16 protein-coding genes are annotated in these 17,958 nt (G+C 68.8%); 3 read left to right on the top strand and 13 right to left on the bottom strand.

Features of this window, described 5'->3' with window-relative positions; translation table 11 throughout:
* Positions 1-10: 10 nt before the first annotated feature.
* Entirely contained in the window at positions 11-1,456 is a 1,446-nt protein-coding gene (locus ACTJJX_RS28470) for an alanine/glycine:cation symporter family protein (protein ID WP_003113731.1), read from the bottom strand.
* A gap of 168 nt (positions 1,457-1,624) precedes the next feature.
* On the opposite strand from ACTJJX_RS28470, the gene ACTJJX_RS28465 reads away from it, so the two are divergent.
* Complete coding sequence (locus ACTJJX_RS28465) at positions 1,625-2,443, top strand: transcriptional regulator (RefSeq protein WP_003117809.1); 819 nt, start codon at positions 1,625-1,627, stop codon at positions 2,441-2,443.
* Between the two features lie 132 nt (positions 2,444-2,575).
* Here ACTJJX_RS28465 and lpdA read toward each other — a convergent pair whose 3' ends face one another.
* From lpdA to ACTJJX_RS28440, 5 genes are read right to left on the bottom strand one after another with little or no spacing between them, the layout of a single operon-like run.
* Positions 2,576-3,970, bottom strand: coding sequence for a dihydrolipoyl dehydrogenase (gene lpdA / locus ACTJJX_RS28460; protein ID WP_003120146.1), 1,395 nt, complete (start codon positions 3,968-3,970; stop codon positions 2,576-2,578).
* 3 nt (positions 3,971-3,973) lie between these two features.
* Complete coding sequence (locus tag ACTJJX_RS28455; protein ID WP_016253439.1) at positions 3,974-5,260, bottom strand: dihydrolipoamide acetyltransferase family protein; 1,287 nt, start codon at positions 5,258-5,260, stop codon at positions 3,974-3,976.
* On the bottom strand, positions 5,261-6,313 hold the full coding sequence (locus ACTJJX_RS28450) for an alpha-ketoacid dehydrogenase subunit beta (RefSeq protein ID WP_003089248.1): 1,053 nt from the start codon (positions 6,311-6,313) through the stop codon (positions 5,261-5,263). It abuts the gene before it with no gap.
* Complete coding sequence (locus tag ACTJJX_RS28445; RefSeq protein ID WP_003111886.1) at positions 6,310-7,542, bottom strand: 3-methyl-2-oxobutanoate dehydrogenase (2-methylpropanoyl-transferring) subunit alpha; 1,233 nt, start codon at positions 7,540-7,542, stop codon at positions 6,310-6,312. The genes ACTJJX_RS28450 and ACTJJX_RS28445 overlap by 4 nt, the downstream gene beginning before the upstream one ends.
* Before the next feature lie 41 nt (positions 7,543-7,583).
* Positions 7,584-7,712 (bottom strand): hypothetical protein, encoded by a 129-nt coding sequence (locus tag ACTJJX_RS28440; protein ID WP_009315775.1) that lies wholly within the window; start codon positions 7,710-7,712, stop codon positions 7,584-7,586.
* A 139-nt stretch (positions 7,713-7,851) separates the two neighbouring features.
* On the opposite strand from ACTJJX_RS28440, the gene ACTJJX_RS28435 reads away from it, so the two are divergent.
* Both ACTJJX_RS28435 and ACTJJX_RS28430 read left to right on the top strand, forming a co-directional pair.
* Positions 7,852-8,313 (top strand): Lrp/AsnC family transcriptional regulator, encoded by a 462-nt coding sequence (locus tag ACTJJX_RS28435; protein WP_003089245.1) that lies wholly within the window; start codon positions 7,852-7,854, stop codon positions 8,311-8,313.
* Positions 8,314-8,384: 71 nt separating this feature from the next.
* Positions 8,385-8,678 (top strand): inner centromere protein, encoded by a 294-nt coding sequence (locus tag ACTJJX_RS28430; protein ID WP_003113727.1) that lies wholly within the window; start codon positions 8,385-8,387, stop codon positions 8,676-8,678.
* Here the strand turns inward: ACTJJX_RS28430 and ACTJJX_RS28425 are convergent, their stop codons facing one another.
* The 7 genes from ACTJJX_RS28425 to ACTJJX_RS28395 form a co-directional block, all read right to left on the bottom strand.
* Positions 8,679-9,680, bottom strand: coding sequence for a DNA topoisomerase IB (locus ACTJJX_RS28425; protein WP_003113726.1), 1,002 nt, complete (start codon positions 9,678-9,680; stop codon positions 8,679-8,681).
* A gap of 55 nt (positions 9,681-9,735) precedes the next feature.
* Positions 9,736-11,469: an FAD-dependent oxidoreductase gene (locus ACTJJX_RS28420; protein WP_003113725.1), complete on the bottom strand. Its 1,734-nt coding sequence runs from the start codon at positions 11,467-11,469 to the stop codon at positions 9,736-9,738.
* 186 nt (positions 11,470-11,655) lie between these two features.
* Entirely contained in the window at positions 11,656-12,723 is a 1,068-nt protein-coding gene (locus ACTJJX_RS28415; RefSeq protein ID WP_016852905.1) for an acyltransferase family protein, read from the bottom strand.
* 82 nt (positions 12,724-12,805) lie between these two features.
* Positions 12,806-14,215, bottom strand: a complete 1,410-nt coding sequence (locus tag ACTJJX_RS28410; protein ID WP_003122758.1) for a lipid II flippase MurJ — start codon at positions 14,213-14,215, stop codon at positions 12,806-12,808.
* A gap of 1 nt (position 14,216) precedes the next feature.
* The gene (locus tag ACTJJX_RS28405; protein WP_003089234.1) at positions 14,217-15,653 is read right to left on the bottom strand and encodes a biofilm formation protein PslJ; all 1,437 of its coding nucleotides are present in this window, start codon (positions 15,651-15,653) and stop codon (positions 14,217-14,219) included.
* A 2-nt stretch (positions 15,654-15,655) separates the two neighbouring features.
* Positions 15,656-16,759, bottom strand: a complete 1,104-nt coding sequence (locus tag ACTJJX_RS28400) for a glycosyltransferase family 4 protein (protein ID WP_003120152.1) — start codon at positions 16,757-16,759, stop codon at positions 15,656-15,658.
* Complete coding sequence (locus ACTJJX_RS28395) at positions 16,750-17,958, bottom strand: glycosyltransferase family 4 protein (protein WP_003120153.1); 1,209 nt, start codon at positions 17,956-17,958, stop codon at positions 16,750-16,752. The genes ACTJJX_RS28400 and ACTJJX_RS28395 overlap by 10 nt, the downstream gene beginning before the upstream one ends.

Below are 17,958 nucleotides of genomic sequence, written 5' to 3'. Positions count from 1 at the left end.
TGCGCGAGACTCAGCGATTGCCGCTCGGCAGCGGCTCGGCGTCCGCCTGCGCCGGGGGCTCGGCGCGCTGGCCGGCGGGCCAGGCTTCGCGGTCCAGGTCGAGGTCGGCGAACTGCGCCGAGTCGAACACCGGTTGCTTGATCCCGGCGCGGCGCTGCACGTCATAGTCGCGCATCACCCGCAGGCCGACCTTGAACAGCAGGGCCAGGGCCATCAGGTTGACGAAGGCCAGGCAGGTCATGGTGATGTCGGCGAAGGCGAACACGGTGGACAGGTCCTGCACCGAGCCCCAGACCACCAGGGCCAGCACCAGCGCGCGGTAGCCGATCAGCACCAGGCGGTTGCGGCTGAGGAACTGTAGGCTGTTCTCGCCCAGGTAGAAGTTGTAGAGGATGCAGGTGAAGACGAACAGCGACAGGGCCACGCTGACGAACACCCGGCCCCAGTCGCCGACCACCGCGGCCAGGGAGTTCTGGGTGAGGACGATGCCGTCGCCTTCGAAGCCCGGGGTGTAGAAGCCCGAGAGCAGGATCAGCAGGGCGGTGCAGGTGCAGATCACGAAGGTGTCGAGGAACACGCTGAAGGCCTGGACCACGCCCTGTGCCGCCGGATGGCGCACGGCGGCGACCGCGGCGACGTTCGGCGCGCTGCCCAGGCCGGCCTCGTTGGCGAAGACGCCACGCTTGACGCCCATCACGATGGCGCTGCCGAGCAGGCCGCCGAACGCCGGGTCTAGGCCGAAGGCGCTCTTGACGATGGTTTCCAGCATTGCCGGGACGTGCTCGATCTGGCTGGCGATGACGTACAGGGTGACGCCGATGTAGGCCAGGGTCTTGATCGGCACCAGCAGGTCGGAGACCGCGGCGATGCGCTTGATGCCGCCGATGAAGACCACGCCGAGCAGCACCGCCAGGGCGATCCCGGTGTGCTGCGGGGCGAAGCCGAAGGCGTTCTGCAGCGAATGGGTGACGGTGTAGGACTGCAGGCCGTTGAAGGCGAAGCCGTAGGTCACCAGCAGGAGTACCGCGAAGACCACCGCCATCGAGCGCAGCTTCAGGCCGTGCTGGATGTAGTAGGACGGGCCGCCGCGATACAGGCCGTCGCCGTCGCTGCGCTTGTAGACCTGGGCCAGGGTGCATTCGAAGAAGCTGCTGGACATGCCGACCAGCGCGGTGACCCACATCCAGAACACCGCCCCCGGACCGCCGAGGGTCACGGCGATGCCGACCCCGGCGATGTTGCCGGCGCCGACCCGGCCGGCGAGGCTCAGCATCAGGGCCTGGAAGGAACTGAGCTGGCCGGCCTGGCCGCGCAGCGATTCCCTGAATACGCCGAACATGTGGCCGAAGTGGCGGAACTGGACGAAACGCGAACGGATCGTGAAGTAGGCACCCAGGCCGACGATCAGGACGATGAGGACTTTTCCGGAAAGGAAATCGTTGAGCATTTCAAGCATGGAGGTCTACCTCGGTTCTTATTCTGGTACCGGCGTGCGCTGCGGCAGCGCCTTGGTGCGCGGCGCATGGTTGGCCATGACGCACCTGGTTACAATTTCGCGGGTTGCTCCTGCTTGATGCGACCTGATGCTAGAATCGCGTCCATAGCATCAGTTTTGGAGCCATCGATGTCCGAGCACCTGGGCGCCAATCTCAAGCTGCTTTGCAGCCATTACCGCTCGATTTCCGAGGTTTGCCGGCAATTGGCGATCAATCGCGCACAGTTCAACAAGTACCTCAGCGGCCAGAGCCAGCCGACGCCGTACAACCGCAAGCGGATCGGCGACTTCTTCGGCGTCGAGGACTACGAGCTGGGCTTGCCGCCCGAGCAGTTCGCCCGCCTGATCGGCGCCCGCACCAGCGCCCAGCCGCGCCAGCCCAGCAACGACCCGCTGTTGCGGCTGCTGCAACCGCTGCGCGCCGAGGCCGGCGACCTGGGCCGCTACTGCGGCTACTACTTCGAATATGCCAACTGCATGTCGGTGCCAGGCAGCATCCTGCTCTCCCTGGTGCATCTCTACGAGGAGGACGGCGTGTTCCTCTTCGAGCGCCAGGAACGCCAGGAGCGCACCAGCAGTACCGACGTGCAGGCGGAGGAGTGGGCGCGTTGCCGCTATCTCGGCGCGGCCTTCCAGTTGCAGGACCGGGTGTTCCTGATCGACTACGAGTCGCTGACCCTCAACGAGATGAGCCAGACCATCCTCATTCCCAGTTTCAAGAGCCGTATCACCCGCCTGAACGGCCTGAAGATGGGCGTTTCCAGCGGTGACCGGCGGACCCCGGCATGCAGCCGGGTGGTCTGGGAGTACCTCGGTGCGGAAATCAACCGGATCAACGCCTACCGCCAGGTGCGCCTGTACCGCCCGGACGATCCGCGGATCGACGAGGATATTCGCCAGCGCCTGGCGGCGGGGAGCTTGCGGCATGGGTTGCTGGAGACGGAGTGAGGGGCGGGGGATCGCGCAGGGCGGTGATACCTGCTGACGACCCGGTTCGCGGCCACGAAAAAAGCCCCCTTGCCCGACGGGCAAGGGGGTAATGTGCGCCGGTGGTTGGCCGGCTACCGAGGTTCGCGGGAATCAGATGTGCAGGGCGTGTCCCAGCGCGCGCAGGGCGGCTTCCTGGACCGCTTCGCCGAGGGTCGGATGGGCGTGGATGGTGCCGGCGATGTCTTCCAGGCGGGCGCCCATCTCCAGCGACTGGGCGAAGGCCGTGGACAGTTCCGAGACCGCCTTGCCCACCGCCTGCCAGCCGACGACCAGGTGGTTGTCGCGACGCGCCACCACGCGGACGAAGCCTTCGTTGGCCTCCAGGGTCATGGCGCGGCCGTTGGCGGCGAACGGGAAGCTCGCCACCAGGCAGTCCAGGCCGGCATCCTTCGCCTGCTCCGGGGACAACCCGGCGACCACCACTTCCGGATCGGTGAAGCACACCGCGGGGATCGCCACCGGGGCGAACTGGCGACGCTTGCCGGCGATCAGCTCGGCGACCATCTCGCCCTGGGCCATGGCCCGGTGCGCGAGCATCGGCTCGCCGGCGAGATCGCCGATGGCCCAGACATTGCGCATCGAGGTGCGGCACTGGTCGTCGACCTTCACCGCCCGGCCGTTCATGTCCAGGCCCAGGCTTTCCAGGTTCCAGCCTTCGCTGCGCGGCTTGCGGCCGACCGCCACCAGTACCTGGTCGGCGGCGATCTCGCGCTCCTCGCCGGCGCCGTCGCGGACCCGCACGCCGTTCTCGCTCGGGCCCAGCAGGCTGTGCCCGAGGTACAGCTCGACGCCCAGCTTGCGCAAGGCCTGGGCCACCGGCTTGGTCAGTTCTTCGTCGTAGCCCGGCAGGATGCGTGGTTGCGCTTCCACCACCGCCACCTCGACGCCGAGCTTGCGGTAGGCGGTACCCAGCTCCAGGCCGATGTAGCCGCCGCCGACCACCACCAGGCGCTTGGGCAGGCTGCCGGGCGCCAGCGCCTCGGTGGAGGAGATCACCTTGCCGCCCAGCGGCAGGATCGGTAGCTCGACGCTCTGCGAGCCGGCGGCCAGCAGCAGGTGCTCGCACTCGATGCGCTGGCTGCCGCCGCCGGCGAGTTCGACCGCCACGCTTTTGCCGTCGAGGATCCTCGCCCAGCCCTGGACGACATCGACCCCGTGTTTCTTCAGCAGCGCGGCGACGCCGCTGGTGAGGCGGTCGACGATGGCGTCCTTCCATTCCACGGTGCGGGCGATGTCGATGCTCGGCGCCTGTACCTGGATGCCCAGCGCCGACCGGCCGGCATAGTGGCGGGCCTTGAGGTATTCCTCGGCGGCGTGGATCAGCGCCTTCGACGGGATGCAGCCGACGTTCAGGCAGGTGCCGCCGAGGGCGGCGCCCTCCACCAGTACGGTGGGAATGCCCAGTTGCCCGGCACGGATCGCCGCGACGTAGCCGCCGGGACCGCCGCCGACGATCAGCAGGGAAGTCTTCAGGATCTGGCTCATCGCTTACTCCAGGAACAGGGTGGCGGGATGTTCGAGCAGGCCGCGCACGGCCTGGATGAAGGCCGCCGCGTCCATCCCGTCGACGACCCGGTGGTCGAAGGAGGAGGAGAGGTTCATCATCTTGCGCACGACGATGTTGCCGCCGACCACCATCGGTCGCTCGACGATGCGGTTGACGCCGACGATGGCCACCTCCGGATGGTTGATCACCGGTGTGCTGACGATCCCGCCGAGCGCGCCGAGGCTGCTCAGGGTGATGGTCGAGCCGGACAGCTCCTGGCGTTGCGCCTTGCCGCTGCGTGCGGCTTCGGCCAGGCGCGCCACTTCGCTGGCGTTGCCCCAGAGGTCGCGCGATTCGGCGTGGCGCAGCACCGGCACCATCAGGCCGTTGTCGCTCTGGGTGGCGATGCCGACGTGCACCGCGCCGTAGCGGGTGACCACCTCGGCCTCGTCGTCGTAGCGCGCGTTCAACTGCGGGAAGTCGCGCAGCGCCACGACCATGGCGCGGACCAGGAACGGCAGCAGGGTCAGCTTGCCGCGCTGGCCACCCCATTTCTGGTTGAGATGGGCGCGCAGGGCTTCCAGATCGGTGACGTCGATTTCCTCGACATAGCTGAAATGCGGGATGCGTCGCTTGGCGTCCTGCATCTTCTGGGCGATCTTGCGACGCAGGCCGATCACCGGCACCGCCTGTTCGTCGTGTCGCTCGGCATACCCCTGCGCGGCGCCGCCGCTGCGCGCGACGCTGCCATCCTGGGTCAGGTAGGCATCGAGGTCCTCGTGGAGGACGCGTCCGGCGGGACCGCTGCCCTGCACGAACTGCAACTCGATGCCCAGGTCGCGGGCGCGCTGGCGCACCGCGGGGGAGGCCAGCGGGCGTTCGCCGGGCTGGCGCCGCTGCCGTGGCGCCTCGCTGTCGCGCAAGGCGCGCGGCGCTTCGGCGGCGGCTTTCGGCGCCGCGACCGGGGCTTCCTTCGGTTTCTCCGGGGTGGCGGCGACGGGCGCGGCCGGCGTCGCCGCGGCCGGACTCTCGGCGAGGTTGCCGGCACCTTCCACCTCCAGGCGGATCAGTTCGCCGCCCACCGCCATCACCTGGCCCGGCTGGCCGCCGAGGGCGAGGATGCGTCCGGCCACCGGCGAGGGAATCTCCACCGTGGCCTTGTCGGTCATCACCTCGGCGAGGACCTGGTCTTCATTGACCGAGTCGCCGACCTGGACATGCCACTCCACCAGTTCGACCTCGGCGATGCCTTCCCCGATGTCCGGCATCTTGATCACATGGGTACCCATTCAGACCTCCATCACACGCTTGAATGCCGCGCCGACGCGCGCGGGGCCGGGGAAATACGCCCACTCCTGGGCATGCGGGTAGGGGGTGTCCCAACCGGTGACGCGCTCGATCGGCGCCTCCAGGTGGTGGAAGCAGTGCTCCTGCACCAGCGACATCAGCTCGGCGCCGAACCCGCAGGTGCGGGTCGCCTCGTGGGCGATGACGCAGCGGCCGGTCTTCTTCACCGAGGCGACGATGGTTTCCAGGTCCAGCGGCCAGAGGCTGCGCAGATCGATGATCTCGGCGTCCAGGCCGGTCTCGTCGGCCGCGGCCTGGGCCACGTAGACCATGGTGCCGTAGGTCAGCACGGTCAGCGCCGCGCCGGGGCGGACGATCGCCGCCTTGTCCAGCGGCACCTTGTAGTAGCCGTCCGGCACCTGGCTGGCCGGATGCTTGGACCAGGGCGTCACCGGGCGGTCGTGGTGGCCATCGAACGGGCCGTTGTAGAGGCGCTTGGGCTCGAGGAAGATCACCGGGTCGTCGTTCTCGATGCAGGCGATCAGCAGGCCCTTGGCGTCGTAGGGGTTGGACGGCATCACCGTGCGCAGGCCGCAGACCTGGGTGAACATCGCCTCCGGGCTCTGGCTGTGCGTTTGCCCGCCGTAGATGCCGCCGCCACAGGGCATGCGTACGGTCATCGGCACGATGAAGTCGCCGGCCGAGCGATAGCGCAGGCGCGCCGCCTCGGAGATCAACTGGTCGGAGGCCGGGTAGACGTAGTCGGCGAACTGGATCTCCACCACCGGGCGCAGGCCGTAGGCACCCATGCCGACCGCGGCGCCGATGATGCCGCTCTCGGAGATCGGCGCATCGAACACCCGCGAGGTGCCGTATTTCTTCTGCAGGCCTTCGGTGCAGCGGAACACGCCGCCGAAGTAGCCGACGTCCTGGCCGAATACCACCACGTCGTCGTCGCGCTCGAGCATGATGTCCATCGCCGAGCGCAGCGCCTGGATCATGGTCATGCTGGTGACCGTCTGGGCGTTCTCGTGTTGCGGGTTCATGGCATTCATACCCCGAGCTCCTGGCGTTGCCGGCGCAGGTGCTCCGGCAGTTCTGCATAGACGTCCTCGAACATGCTGGCGGCGCTCGGCACCCGGCCGTCGATCAGGGTGCCATGGCTCTCCGCCTGTTTCTGCGCGGCCAGCACTTCGGCTTCGAGGGCCTTGTGGGTGGCTTCGTGCTGTTCCTCCGACCAGATGCCGAGGCCGATCATGTGCCGCTTCAGGCGGGCGATCGGGTCGCCCAGCGGGAAGTTGGTCCAGTCGTCGGCGGGGCGGTACTTGGACGGGTCGTCCGAAGTCGAGTGCGGGCCGGCGCGGTAGGTGACCCATTCGATCAGGCTCGGCCCGAGGTTGCGCCGGGCGCGCTCGGCGGCCCACTCGGAGGCGGCGTAGACCGCCAGGAAGTCATTGCCGTCGACCCGCAGCGAGGCGATCCCGCAGCCCACGCCACGGTTGGCGAAGGTGGTGCCTTCGCCGCCGGCGATGGCCTGGAAGGTGGAGATCGCCCATTGGTTGTTGACCACGTTGAGGATTACCGGCGCGCGGTAGACATGGGCGAAGGTGAGGGCGGTGTGGAAGTCCGACTCGGCGGTAGCGCCGTCGCCGATCCAGGCCGAGGCGATGCGCGTGTCGCCCTTGATCGCCGAGGCCATGCCCCAGCCGACCGCCTGGATGAACTGGGTGGCGAGGTTGCCGGAGATGGAGAAGAAACCGGCCTCCTTGCTCGAGTACATGATCGGTAGCTGGCGGCCCTTGAGCGGGTCGGCCTCGTTGGAGAGAAGCTGGCAGATCATGTCCACCAGCGGGTATTCGCGGGTGATCAGGATGCCTTGCTGGCGATAGGTCGGGAAGCACATGTCGCCGTCGCGCAGGGCCAGGGTGTGGGCGGTGGCGATGGCTTCCTCGCCGAGGCATTGCATATAGAAGGAAAGCTTTTTCTGCCGTTGCGCGGTGAGCATGCGCGCGTCGAACAGGCGGGTCTTGAGCATCGCCCGCATGCCGCGCAGCAGTTGCTCGTTGCTGAGCTGCGGATTCCAGGGACCGACGGCGTGGCCGTCGTCGTCGAGCACACGTACCAGGCTGTAGGCCAGGTCGCTGGTCTCGGCGGGCTCGACATCCACCGGCGGCTTGCGTACCTCGCCGGCGGGGGACAGGTGCAGATAGGAAAAGTCGGTCTTGCAGCCAGGACGCCCGGTGGGCTCCGGGACATGCAGACGCAACGGCTCGTAATCACTCATGACAGGCCTCCGGCCCGGTCCGGGCCAAACGGTTGGAGAGATCAGAAACGGGCGAACGGCGCTCGAAGCGGCGGACTGGGCGGATGGCGGGTTCCCGTCCTGTGGGTGGGGGCGGGTTGCAGGCATGCCGGGGTACGGCAGGCGCGGTCGTACTGGGTGACGTCACTCATGGTGAGGCCCTCGGGTTTTGTTTTTGTAATTTCAGTATAGGCTTCGGGTGCTAGTTTTTTGCTCCAAATTGACTAAGGTATTCCGACAGTATTGGGTTGTTTGAACTACAAGAATCGCTGACAAGAGAAACAACGCACCATGGCTGAACTCGACCGCATCGACCTGAAAATCCTCCGCGCCCTGGCCGACGACGGCCGCCTGAGCTGGCGCGATCTCGCCCAGAAGGTCGGCCTGTCGCTGACGCCGACGCTGCGCCGGGTACGCCGCCTGGAAGAGGAACACTACATCCAGGGCTACTTCGCCCGGCTCGACGAGGAGCGCCTGTCCGGGGCGATGAGCGTGTTCGTCTCGGTGTCCCTGGAAAAGCAGACCGGCGACTACCTCGCTCGCTTCGAGGAACGCATCGTCGATGCGCCGCAGGTCATGAGCTGTTTCCAGATGACCGGCGATGCGGACTACATGCTGCGGGTTGTGGTCAAGGATCTCGCCGCCTACCAGGCGTTCCTCACCAATACCCTGACCTGCATTCCCGGCGTGGCTGGCATCAAGTCGGCCTTCGCGCTGAAGTCGGTGATGCTGCGCTCGGCCCCGCCGCTCTAAGCATAGACCCTGTCTATCTGCGTAACGTTACGCTATTCTGATTGCGTAACGTTACGCAGATGGAGGCGTTCATGAAAGCCAGCAAACCCGGGCCCAAGCCGAGCGGCAAGGCCAAGTCGGCCGCCCAGCGGATGCGCGAATACCGCGCGCGCAAGGCCGAAGAGGCCCTCGGCGCCGAGCATTCCGACAAGGAGCGCGAGCGGCAGATCCGCCGTGAGGCGCGCGCCGAACTCGAACGCGTGAAGCTGGAGCAGCAGCGCCGCGAACACACCCTGCGCAAGGAATTGGAAGCCTGCCAGACCGAGATTGGCCGCCTGCTCGGCCTGCTGCGCCGGCACGGCATCGATCCGCACCCGGGCAACTGATCAGCCGGGCGTGTCGAGGAAGGCCAGCAGGGTCGCTTCCTCGGCACTCAGCCAGCGGCGCTTGCGGGCGCGCCTGAGCTGGCCCAGTTGCCCGGCCTGGTAGGCCTCGATGATCGCCGGGTGGATGTAGCATTGCCGGCAGATCGCCACGCTGTTGCCCAATTCGGCGGCGACCTCCGCCACCACCGCGCCAAGCCCGTCGGCTTCGGCACGCCGCAGGCGCTCCAGCGCCAGCGCGCTGCCGGCCCAGGTACGGTAGTCCTTGGCGCTGAAATCCTCGCCGGTATGCCGGCGCAGGTACTCATTGATGTCGTGGGAGCCGATGCGGTGCGGCTGGCCGTCCTCGTCCAGGTACTGCAACAGGTCCTGGCCGGGCAATTCCAGGCAGCGCCGCAGCACCCGCGCCAGGCGCGGATGCTCCAGGCTGACGTCATGCTCGATGCCGCTCTTGCCCTTGAAGCGGAACCGGATGCGACTGCCGTTCACGTCCACGTGCCGGGTACGCAGGGTGGTCAGGCCGTAGGAGCGGTTGTCGCGGGCGTAGCGGTGGTTGCCGACGCGGATCAGGGTGGCGTCGAGCAGCGCAACCGCCAGGGCCACCACCTTGTCGCGACCGAGGCCGGGCAGGCGCAACTGGGCGTCGATGTGCCGGCGCAGCCGCGGCAGCGCCTGGCCGAAGCGCAGCAGGCGCTCGTACTTGTCGGCATCGCGTACCTCGCGCCAGCGCGGGTGGTAGCGGTACTGCTTGCGTCCACGGGCGTCGCGGCCGGTGGCCTGGAGATGGCCGTTGGGGTCGGGACAGATCCAGACCTCGCGATAGGCCGGCGGAATGGCCAGCTTGTCCAGCCGGCGGATCTCCTCGGCGTCGCCGATGCGCTGGCCGTCGGCATCGAAATAGACGAAGCGCTTGCCCTGCCGGCGTCGACGGATGCCCGGCTGGCGGTCGTCGACGTAGCAGAGGCCGGCGGGCAGGGCGGGGATATCCGGTGGCGCTGCGCTCATGCTTGGGTTCCGAAGGAAAGCTTGCCTGTTTAGGCCGCTGCGCCCGCTGGAACGTTCAACCGCGCTGCGCTTGCTCCTGCTCGTAGCCGAGGGCGCCGGCGATATGGCGGCCGGCGATGTAGCCGAAGGTCAGCGCCGGCCCCAGGTTGATGCCGCCGGAGGGATAGTGGCCGGCGAACAGGCTCGCCATGTCCGCGCCCGCCGCGTACAGGCCGGGGATCGGCTGGCCGCCGCCGTCCAGCACGCGGGCCTGGGCGTCGGTCTTCAGCCCGGCGAAGGTGCCGAAGCAGCCGGGCTCGACCTGCACCGCGTAGTACGGTCCGCGTTCGATGGGGGCGACGCAGGGATTCGGCCCCGGATACGCCGGGTCGCCCTGCTTACGGTTGAATGCCGTGCCGCCGCGGCCGAACTCTGGGTCGCGGCCCTCGCGGGCGTGGCGGTTGTATTCGGCGACGGTGGCGGCCAGGCCGGACGGGTCGATGCCGCAGCTCCTTGCCAACTGATCCAGGCTGGTCCCGCGCTTGAGATAGCCGCTGCGCAGGTGCGCGGCGATCGGCAGCGGCGCCGGACGCACGTAGCCGAGGCCGTAGCGACGCAGGAAGCGCCGGTCGCAGACCAGCCAGGAGCGTGCCGGCTGCCCGGGCGGGGTGGCCTCGAGCAGGGCGGCGACATAGTCGTGGTAACCGTGCGCCTCATTGACGAAGCGCCTGCCGTTGGCCAGCACGCCGATCAGCCCGGGCTTGCCGCGCTCGATGATGTGCGGGAAGTGCCCGGTCTCGCCATCGCCGTGGGGAACTCGCGAGACCGGCGCCCAGGCGATCGGCGAGCGCAGGTCGTCGGCCACCCGGCCGCCGGCGCTTTCCCCCAGGCGCAAGCCGTCGCCGTTGCAGCCCGGCGGCGGCAGCGGCAGCAGGGTGTCCAGGGTGGGGGCCAGCTCGGCGCGGCGCTGCGGATCATGGGGAAAGCCGCCGCAGGCCAGGACCACGGCGCCTGCCTCGATGCGCAGGAGTCCTTCGGCGCTCTCGACCAGCGCGCCGACCACCTTGCCGTCACGCAGCAGCAATTCGCGGGCTGGCGCCGATTCGATCAGGCGCACACCCAGGGCTTCGGCGGACTTGGCCAGGCGCGCTACCAGGGCCACGCCATTGACCAGGTGCATGGCGCGACCGTAGCGCAGCAGGTGCCAGAGGTGGCTGGAAAAGCGCCGGGCGACATGCAGGAAGGCCGGCAGCGAGCGGGTCAGGTCGAGGAAGGCGGCGAGGTCGGCGCCGGCCATGATCGGCATGCCCATGAACGAGGTCTCCCGCAGGGTCTTGCGCAGGCGCGGCAGCAGCGGGCCCAGTTGCCGTGCGTCATAGGGCGCGGCGACCAACTGGTGGCCGCCCTCGGCGGCGCCCGGCGTGTCGCCATGCATGTCCGGGATGCCGTTGCCGTCGACGAACCGCAGGTGGGTGTGGCGCTCGAAGAAGGCCACCATGTGCGGGCAGGCTTCGAGGAAGGCGTCGATCCGCGCGGCGTCGTAACGCTCGCCCAGTTCGTGGCGCAGGTAGGTACGCGGTTGCTCGATGTCCTCCTCGATACCGGCGCGACGCGCCAGCGGGTTGCGCGGCAACCAGGCCCAGCCGCCGGACCAGGCGCTGGCGCCGCCGAACACCGGGTCCTTCTCCACCAGGACTACCCGGCGCCCGTGCCAGGCCGCGGTCACCGCCGCCGCCAGCCCGGCGGCGCCGGAGCCGACGACCAGCACGTCACAGGTTAGCGGGGTGGTCTCGACGGCCGCAGAGGTCATGGCTTCTCCCTTTTTCAAGATTTCGGAACGATGTTCCATATTCTAGGGAGGCAATGCCCGCGTACCAACCCGCTCAGCGAAAGGAGCGGGCGATCATCGGCCAGGTCGAAGCGAGGTCGGCCGCCCGTTAGGGAAAAGGGAGACGGGAGGGGAAAGGCCCGGCGCAGGCGCACCGGGCCGAGGGCGTCAGCGCGCTTCGCCGCCGCCCTGGACCGCGGCGGTCTTCTTGCGCACCGGGAAGGGGAAGTAGAGGGCGCGCAGCAGCGCGACGCGCTTGATCACTTCGCAGATCAGCAGCGAGACGATCACCGAGATCACCAGGGCGACGCTGGCAGCGGCCGGTTCCGACAGGCCCAGGTGGACCAGCAGGTTGAAGGTCTTGTGCTGGATCTCGCCGTGGAAGATCAGCAGGATCAGGGTCGACTGGCCGATGTAGGTCATCGCCTTGCCCAGCCAGTCGATCTTCATCATCAGCCCGGACAGCGCCCAGCACAGGTAGACGCCGCTCACCGCCTGGACGGTGGCCCAGAACCAGTGGTCGTAGCGGCGCTGCGCCATGTCCACCACCGTCGGGTAGTAGAGGAAGCTGGCGGTGGTCACGGCAAGGGCGATGCACAGGGTCAGCAACGAACTCTGGTGGCGACGCAGGACGTCGCGCAGGACATAGCCGAACATGAAGTGGGCGCTGCTGATCAGGGTGATGTCCAGGCTGAACGGCAGGCCCGGCAGCAGGTACTGTTCGCCGCCGAACTCCACCGGGATCTGCCAGAACGTCTTGAGGAACAGGATGCCCAGGCCCAGTTGCACGGCCAGCAGCACGCAACTGGCGGCGAGGGACAGGCCGAGACGCTGGATGACGCGCAGCATGAACCAGGCGAACAGGGTCGCTACCCAGAAGTGCGGCAGGTACCAGAGCGCCTGCCAGGGCAGGGTGTCGACCGAGGCGTACAGCACTCCGCCGATGTCCGGCAGCAGCGGCTGGCCGCGCAGCAGGTCGCGGAGGATGACGTAGCCGAGCATGGTCACGAAGAACGGCTTGAGGAGGGCGTCGGCCTTGCGCAGGGCCATCTCGCCGAAGGGTTGCTCGGTCCTGAAGAACACCCCGGAAATGAAGAAGAACAGCGGCAGGATGAACGGAGAGAGCAACGGATAGAGCACGGTCGGCGAACTGGCGACGAACCAGCTGTGCCCGAAGACGATGATCAGGATGCCCACGCCGCGGGTCACATCCATCTGAATCCAGCGTTTTTTCACTTTGCAACTCCCGCTTGACGCGCTAACTCACAGTGGTTGTTCGAAGGCCCCCAGGGCCAGGCTCCCTACCCGGAGCCATGGGTCAATCGGTGCGCCAGGGCCGCAGCCAGAGCGCCATGCCGAGCAGCGCCAGGCAGCCGGCGACGGTGCCCAGGCCCAATTGCAGCCAGATACCGTCGATGCGGAACAGCAGGCCGGCGGCGAGCGCCATGGCCAGGGCGTTCAGTAGCCACAGCCGGGCCCAGGGCAGGGCGCCGAGCAGGGCCTGGCGACGCATCAGCAGCAGCGCGGTGCAGAGCACCCCGCCAAGGGCCGCGAGGGGAATCCCCGGCAGTCCGAAAATCAACGGCAGGACCGCCAGCAGCGCGGCGTTCAGCGCGCTGCCGAGCAGCTCGCAGCGCAGCGGCAGGCGAGTATCGCCGGCGGCGTAGGCGTAACGCGCCAGCAAGGCATTCCAGGCGCCGAACACCAGTGGCACGGCGAACCAGGCCAGCAGCGCCGGCAACGGCGAGCCGGCGGTCTGCCGCGGCAGCAACAGGGCCACCAGGCCGGGTGCGGCAGCGACCAGCCCGACCCCGGCCGGCAGGGTCAGCAGGCTGGCGGTCTCCAGGCCGCGGCGAAGCAGGGCCAGACGCTCGCCACCCTGGCGTCGGCTCATCATGCCGAGCAACACCTGGTTGAGGCTCATCAGGGCGATCAGCGGCAGGTTCATCAGCTTGCGCGCCAGGTTGACCCAGGTCACCGCGCCTTCGCCGAGCAGCGAGGCCACCAGCCGCTCGACCAGCGCCAGGCCCTGGCTGGCGGCGTTGCTCAGCAGCAGCGGAGCGATGCGCCCGCCAAGCTCGCCCAGTTCGGTGCCGGACAGGCGCCAGTGCCAGGGCCGCCAGCCCTCGATCCATAGCGAAGGCAGCAGCACCAGCGGCATCAGCAGGCTGCCGAGCAGGCAGGCCAGGGCCAGTTGTTCGGGCTGGCTGGCCTGGCCATGCAAGGCCAGGTAGAGCACCGGCGGCAGGTTGAACAGCAGCGAGCCGAGCCCGGCCAGGACGAAGCGCTCGGCGGCCTGCAGGGGGATGCTGAATAGCGCATGGAGCATCAGCCCCGGCACGCACCAGGCGAGGACCCGCAAGTTGGCCGCGGCCTGGGCGCTGGCCGTCTCGGCCAGGCCCGGGCCGAGCAAGCGCACCAGCCAGGGCGCCGCCGCCAGCAGCAGGAGGCTGAGCGCCACGGCGATACCGAGCAGCGCCGGGAGGATCGCCGCCAGCCAGTCGAGGCGACGTTCGCCCTGGCGTTCGAGGAACAGTGGCAGGGCCGCCGCGCTGAGCACGCCGCCGGCCAGCGACATGCGCAGGGCCTCGGGCAGGAACAGGGCGATGAGGAAGGCGTCGCTGCGCTCGCCGGCGCCCCAGGAGGCCACCAGCAGCCATTCGCGGGCGAAGCCCAGGCACAGGCCGAGCAGGGTGGCCAGGGTCAGCCAGAAGGCGGAGCCGAGCATCTCAGGCCTCGGCCCCGCGCTCGAGCTGTCGCTTGAGCTTGCGATAACCCACCGCCCGCGGTTGCGGCTGGCGTTCCGGGAACAGCCGGCGGGCTTCCAGCAGGTTGATCCCGACCAGCAGCCAGAACAGGCCGATCATCACCACGGCGAAGCTGAAGTAGTGGTCGAACAGGCCGCTGACCAGCGCCGCCAGGATGCCGCCCGTACTGCCCAGCCAGATCGCGTTGTCGCGGGTCAGGCGGATCGGGCCTTTCTCCGGACGGGCTTCGCGCCACCAGCGCCAGGTCACCGCGATGAACAGCAGCATGCCGCCGAGGCCGACCTTGTACATGAAGTTCAGCCACAGGTTGGAGATGCCCAGGAGGTCGGTACCCGGCACCGGCGGGTCGACCTTGAAGCCGATTCCCAGCGGATAGCGGGCGACGGCCTTGGGGAACATCCGGTATTCGTCGAAGCGCACCTCGGTACTGGCGTTCTGCGGCGAGAAGATGGTCGCCAGGCGTTCCTGCAACGGCGGGTAGCTGAGCACCAGGACCACCACCAGGCCGACCCCGAGCAACAGCAGGCGGCCGGTGTAGGGCACCTTGCGCAGGGACATCCAGAACAGCACCACCGCCAGGCTGAGCATCGCCCCGCGGGAACTGGCGAGGAGGATCGCGGCGGCGCCGAGGACCGCCACGGCGAGGCCCAGGCCGCGCCGCCAGCCCTGGTTGGCGACCCCGTAGCAGAACGCCAGGGGCAGCAGCAGGGCCATGATCCCGCCGGTGGCGTTGGGGTGCATCCATGGCGAGCCCATCCGCGAGGAAAGCGCCTCCAGGCCGAACTTGAGGGTGTCCAGGTTGGCGTAGTTGAACATCGCCAGGATCGGCGCCATCCCCGACGCCGAGCGGTAGCGGATGAACACCGCGATGGACATCAGCAGCATCGCCAGGGTGCCCAGCAGCAGGGCGATGACCAGGGTCTCGCGGTTCTTGCGCTCCACCAGCAGGCGTCCGGCGAGGAACACGATGGACAGGTTGAGCAGCCAGCGCAGCCAGTTCGACAGGCCGCTGGCCTCGGCCTTGATGCTGACCTGGCCGACCACGAACGGCAGCACGGTGAACAGCATCAGCCACAGCAGCATGCGCTCGGTGGAGCGGTAGCGCAGCGCCGGCGCCGGCGGCAGGCGCGAGAGGAAGATGTGCCAGAGCACCGCGCCCCAGGTCAGGGCGAGGATCGCTTCGCTGACCGTCGAACGGATCCCCACGTTGACCGTGGAGTAGGGCATGAAGGTCGCTACCAGGGCGAACAGCAGCAGCCCCCAGAACGGGAAGCGCAGGATGGTGACCGCGGCCGCCAGGCCGACCATGGCGGCGCCGGCCTTGGCCGGGCTGAGCATCAGCAGCGCTCCGCCGAAGGCCAGGCCGAAGACGACAGCGACGAGGTTTCCCAACGACATTCTCAACTCAGTTCCTCGATCAGTGCGGCCAGCCGTTGCCGGTAGGCTTCGCGGTTGAAGCGCGCGGCCCAGGCGATGAGTTCTTCCGCCGAGGCTTCGCGCGGCGCATCGGCCAGGCGCAGCATCAGGCGTTCCAGGGCGGCGCCGTCGCTGGGCGAGAAGCGCGGCGCCGACGGCGGGGTGACTTCGTCCAGCGAGGTGCCGCTGGCCACCGCCACCGGCGTGCCGACGCTCAGCGCCTCGACCACCGGCAGGCCGAAGCCTTCCGCGTAGGACGGTTGCCAGAGCCGCTCGGCCTGGCGGTACAGCGCGTGCAGTTCGGCGTCGTCGAGCCCGCCGAGCGCGTGCAGGCCGGGCAAGCCGCGTTGTTCCTCGGGCAGGTGGTCGAGGCTGCCGACCAGCACCAGCGGCGGCACGCCGGGCGCCTGGGCGCGCGCCCGGGCCCAGGCACTGACGAACCAGGGCACGTTCTTGCGCAGTTCGCGGGTACCCACCAGCAGCCAGTAGCGTGGCGGCAGGCCGCGTGCCGAGAGGTCGGCGGGTTCGCCGGCGAAGCCGTCGACCTGGTTGGGCAGCACCCGGACTTTCCCGGCGACCCCGGGAAACAGCCGCACAGCCTCGTCGGCGCTGTACTGCGAAGGGGTCCAGACACGGTCGGCGACACGCAGCGCATAGGCGATCGACAGGTAGTCGCTGATCCGATAGACCAGTGCCTTGAGGCGGTTGGCGTGGTAGTTCTTCAGGGTGATCTGGAACAGATCGTGGATCAGCAGCGCATAGCGCACGCCCGGCGGACGCGGCGGTAGCGGCAGGCCCATGTTGAAGGTGCTGATGTACAGGTCGATGTCCTGTTCGCGCAAGGCGCGTGGGAGGAACCCGGCTTCGAAGCGCAGGCGCTGGTGCGGCTGGTGCATCGCGGTGCGCGGGCAGCCCCACGGCGGGCAGACCGCCCGCTGGCGCAGCGGGTCGTCGAGAGGGGCCACGGTGAAGCGGGTCACCTGCGTGCCGGGCAGGCTTTCCAGGGCCTGCTCCATGGCATAGACCTGGCGGCTGATGCCCGAGTGCGGCGAGCTGCCGACGGTGCGGTAGTCGAGTCCTATGCGCATGCCGGCGCTCCTTCGGCGAGGCCGGCGTAGACCTGTTCCAGTTGGCTGGCGGCGACGCTCCAGTCGTGCGCGCGACGTACGTAGGCGCGGCCGTTCTCGCCCAGCGCGCGGGCCTGCGCCGGGTCCTGCAACAGGCGCACCACGGCGTTGGCGAGCTGCTCGGCGGATTCGCCGCCGAGGTAGTCCTCGCCGTCCCGCAGTTCCAGGCCGGAAACGCCCTGCGCGGTACTCGCCAGCGGCAGCCCGGCGGCCAGGGCCTCGAGCACCTTCAGCTTCGAACCGCCGCCATGGCGCAGCGCGGCGAGGAACACCGAACTGCTCGATTGCAGTTGCAGCAGGTCGGGAACGAAGCCTTGCCATTCGATGCGCGGATCGCTCCAGCGTTGCGCCCACTCCGCCGGCAGCGCATAGCCGCAGACGCTCATGCGCGCCTCGGGGCAGTGTGCCCAGACCCGCGGCAGGATCTCGTCGAGCATCCATTCCACGGCATCGACGTTCGGTGCGTATTCGTAGTTGCCGAGGAACAGCACGCGCTGCGCTTCGGGCGTCGGCCGGGCGGCGGCGAAGTGCTCGCAGTCGACCCCGTTGACCACCACTGGCACCGGGCGCCCGAGCATCGCGCTGAGCTGCCGCGCATCTTTCTCGGTCACGGCGACGACCGCTGCCGCCTGGCTCATCACCCGGCGTTCCCAGCGGCGGTAACGCCACTGGTCGTAGCGCACGAAGGGCAGCGCCCAGCCCGGCAGGCGGTCGTAGGTGGCGGCACCGAGGGACGACTCGACGTTGTGCTCGGTGAGCACGAACGGCTGGCCGGCGTCGCGCAGCGGTCGCTCGTAGGGCTGGAAGCTATAGCTGTGCTCGACCTGGACCACGTCCCAGGGCTCGCGCAGCAACTCCGTGGCGGTGCGTTGCAGCTCCGCCGACAGGCCGTTGACGCTGGCCAGCAGCGGGTAGGGCGCGAACAGCGCGGCGAGCAGCGTGGAGAGGCTGCGCAGCGGTCGGCGCGGCAGCACGACCAGGCGTTCGAGGAAGGGCTCCAGGGCCTGGCGGTCCTCGGCGCTCACCGGCTGCTTGCTGTGCAGCAGCACGGTGATCCGGTGGCCGCGTGCCGCGAGGCTGCGCAGCAGGTGGTACTGGCGGGTCTTGCCGCCGCTGGTGGTGGGCCAGGGCGAGTAGGGCAGGATCCAGAGAATACGCAT

Source organism: Pseudomonas sp. 22490, from assembly GCF_052044465.1.
In the GTDB taxonomy this organism is placed as follows: Bacteria; Pseudomonadota; Gammaproteobacteria; order Pseudomonadales; family Pseudomonadaceae; genus Pseudomonas; species Pseudomonas aeruginosa.
This window is presented reverse-complemented; position numbering and strand designations above follow the sequence as displayed.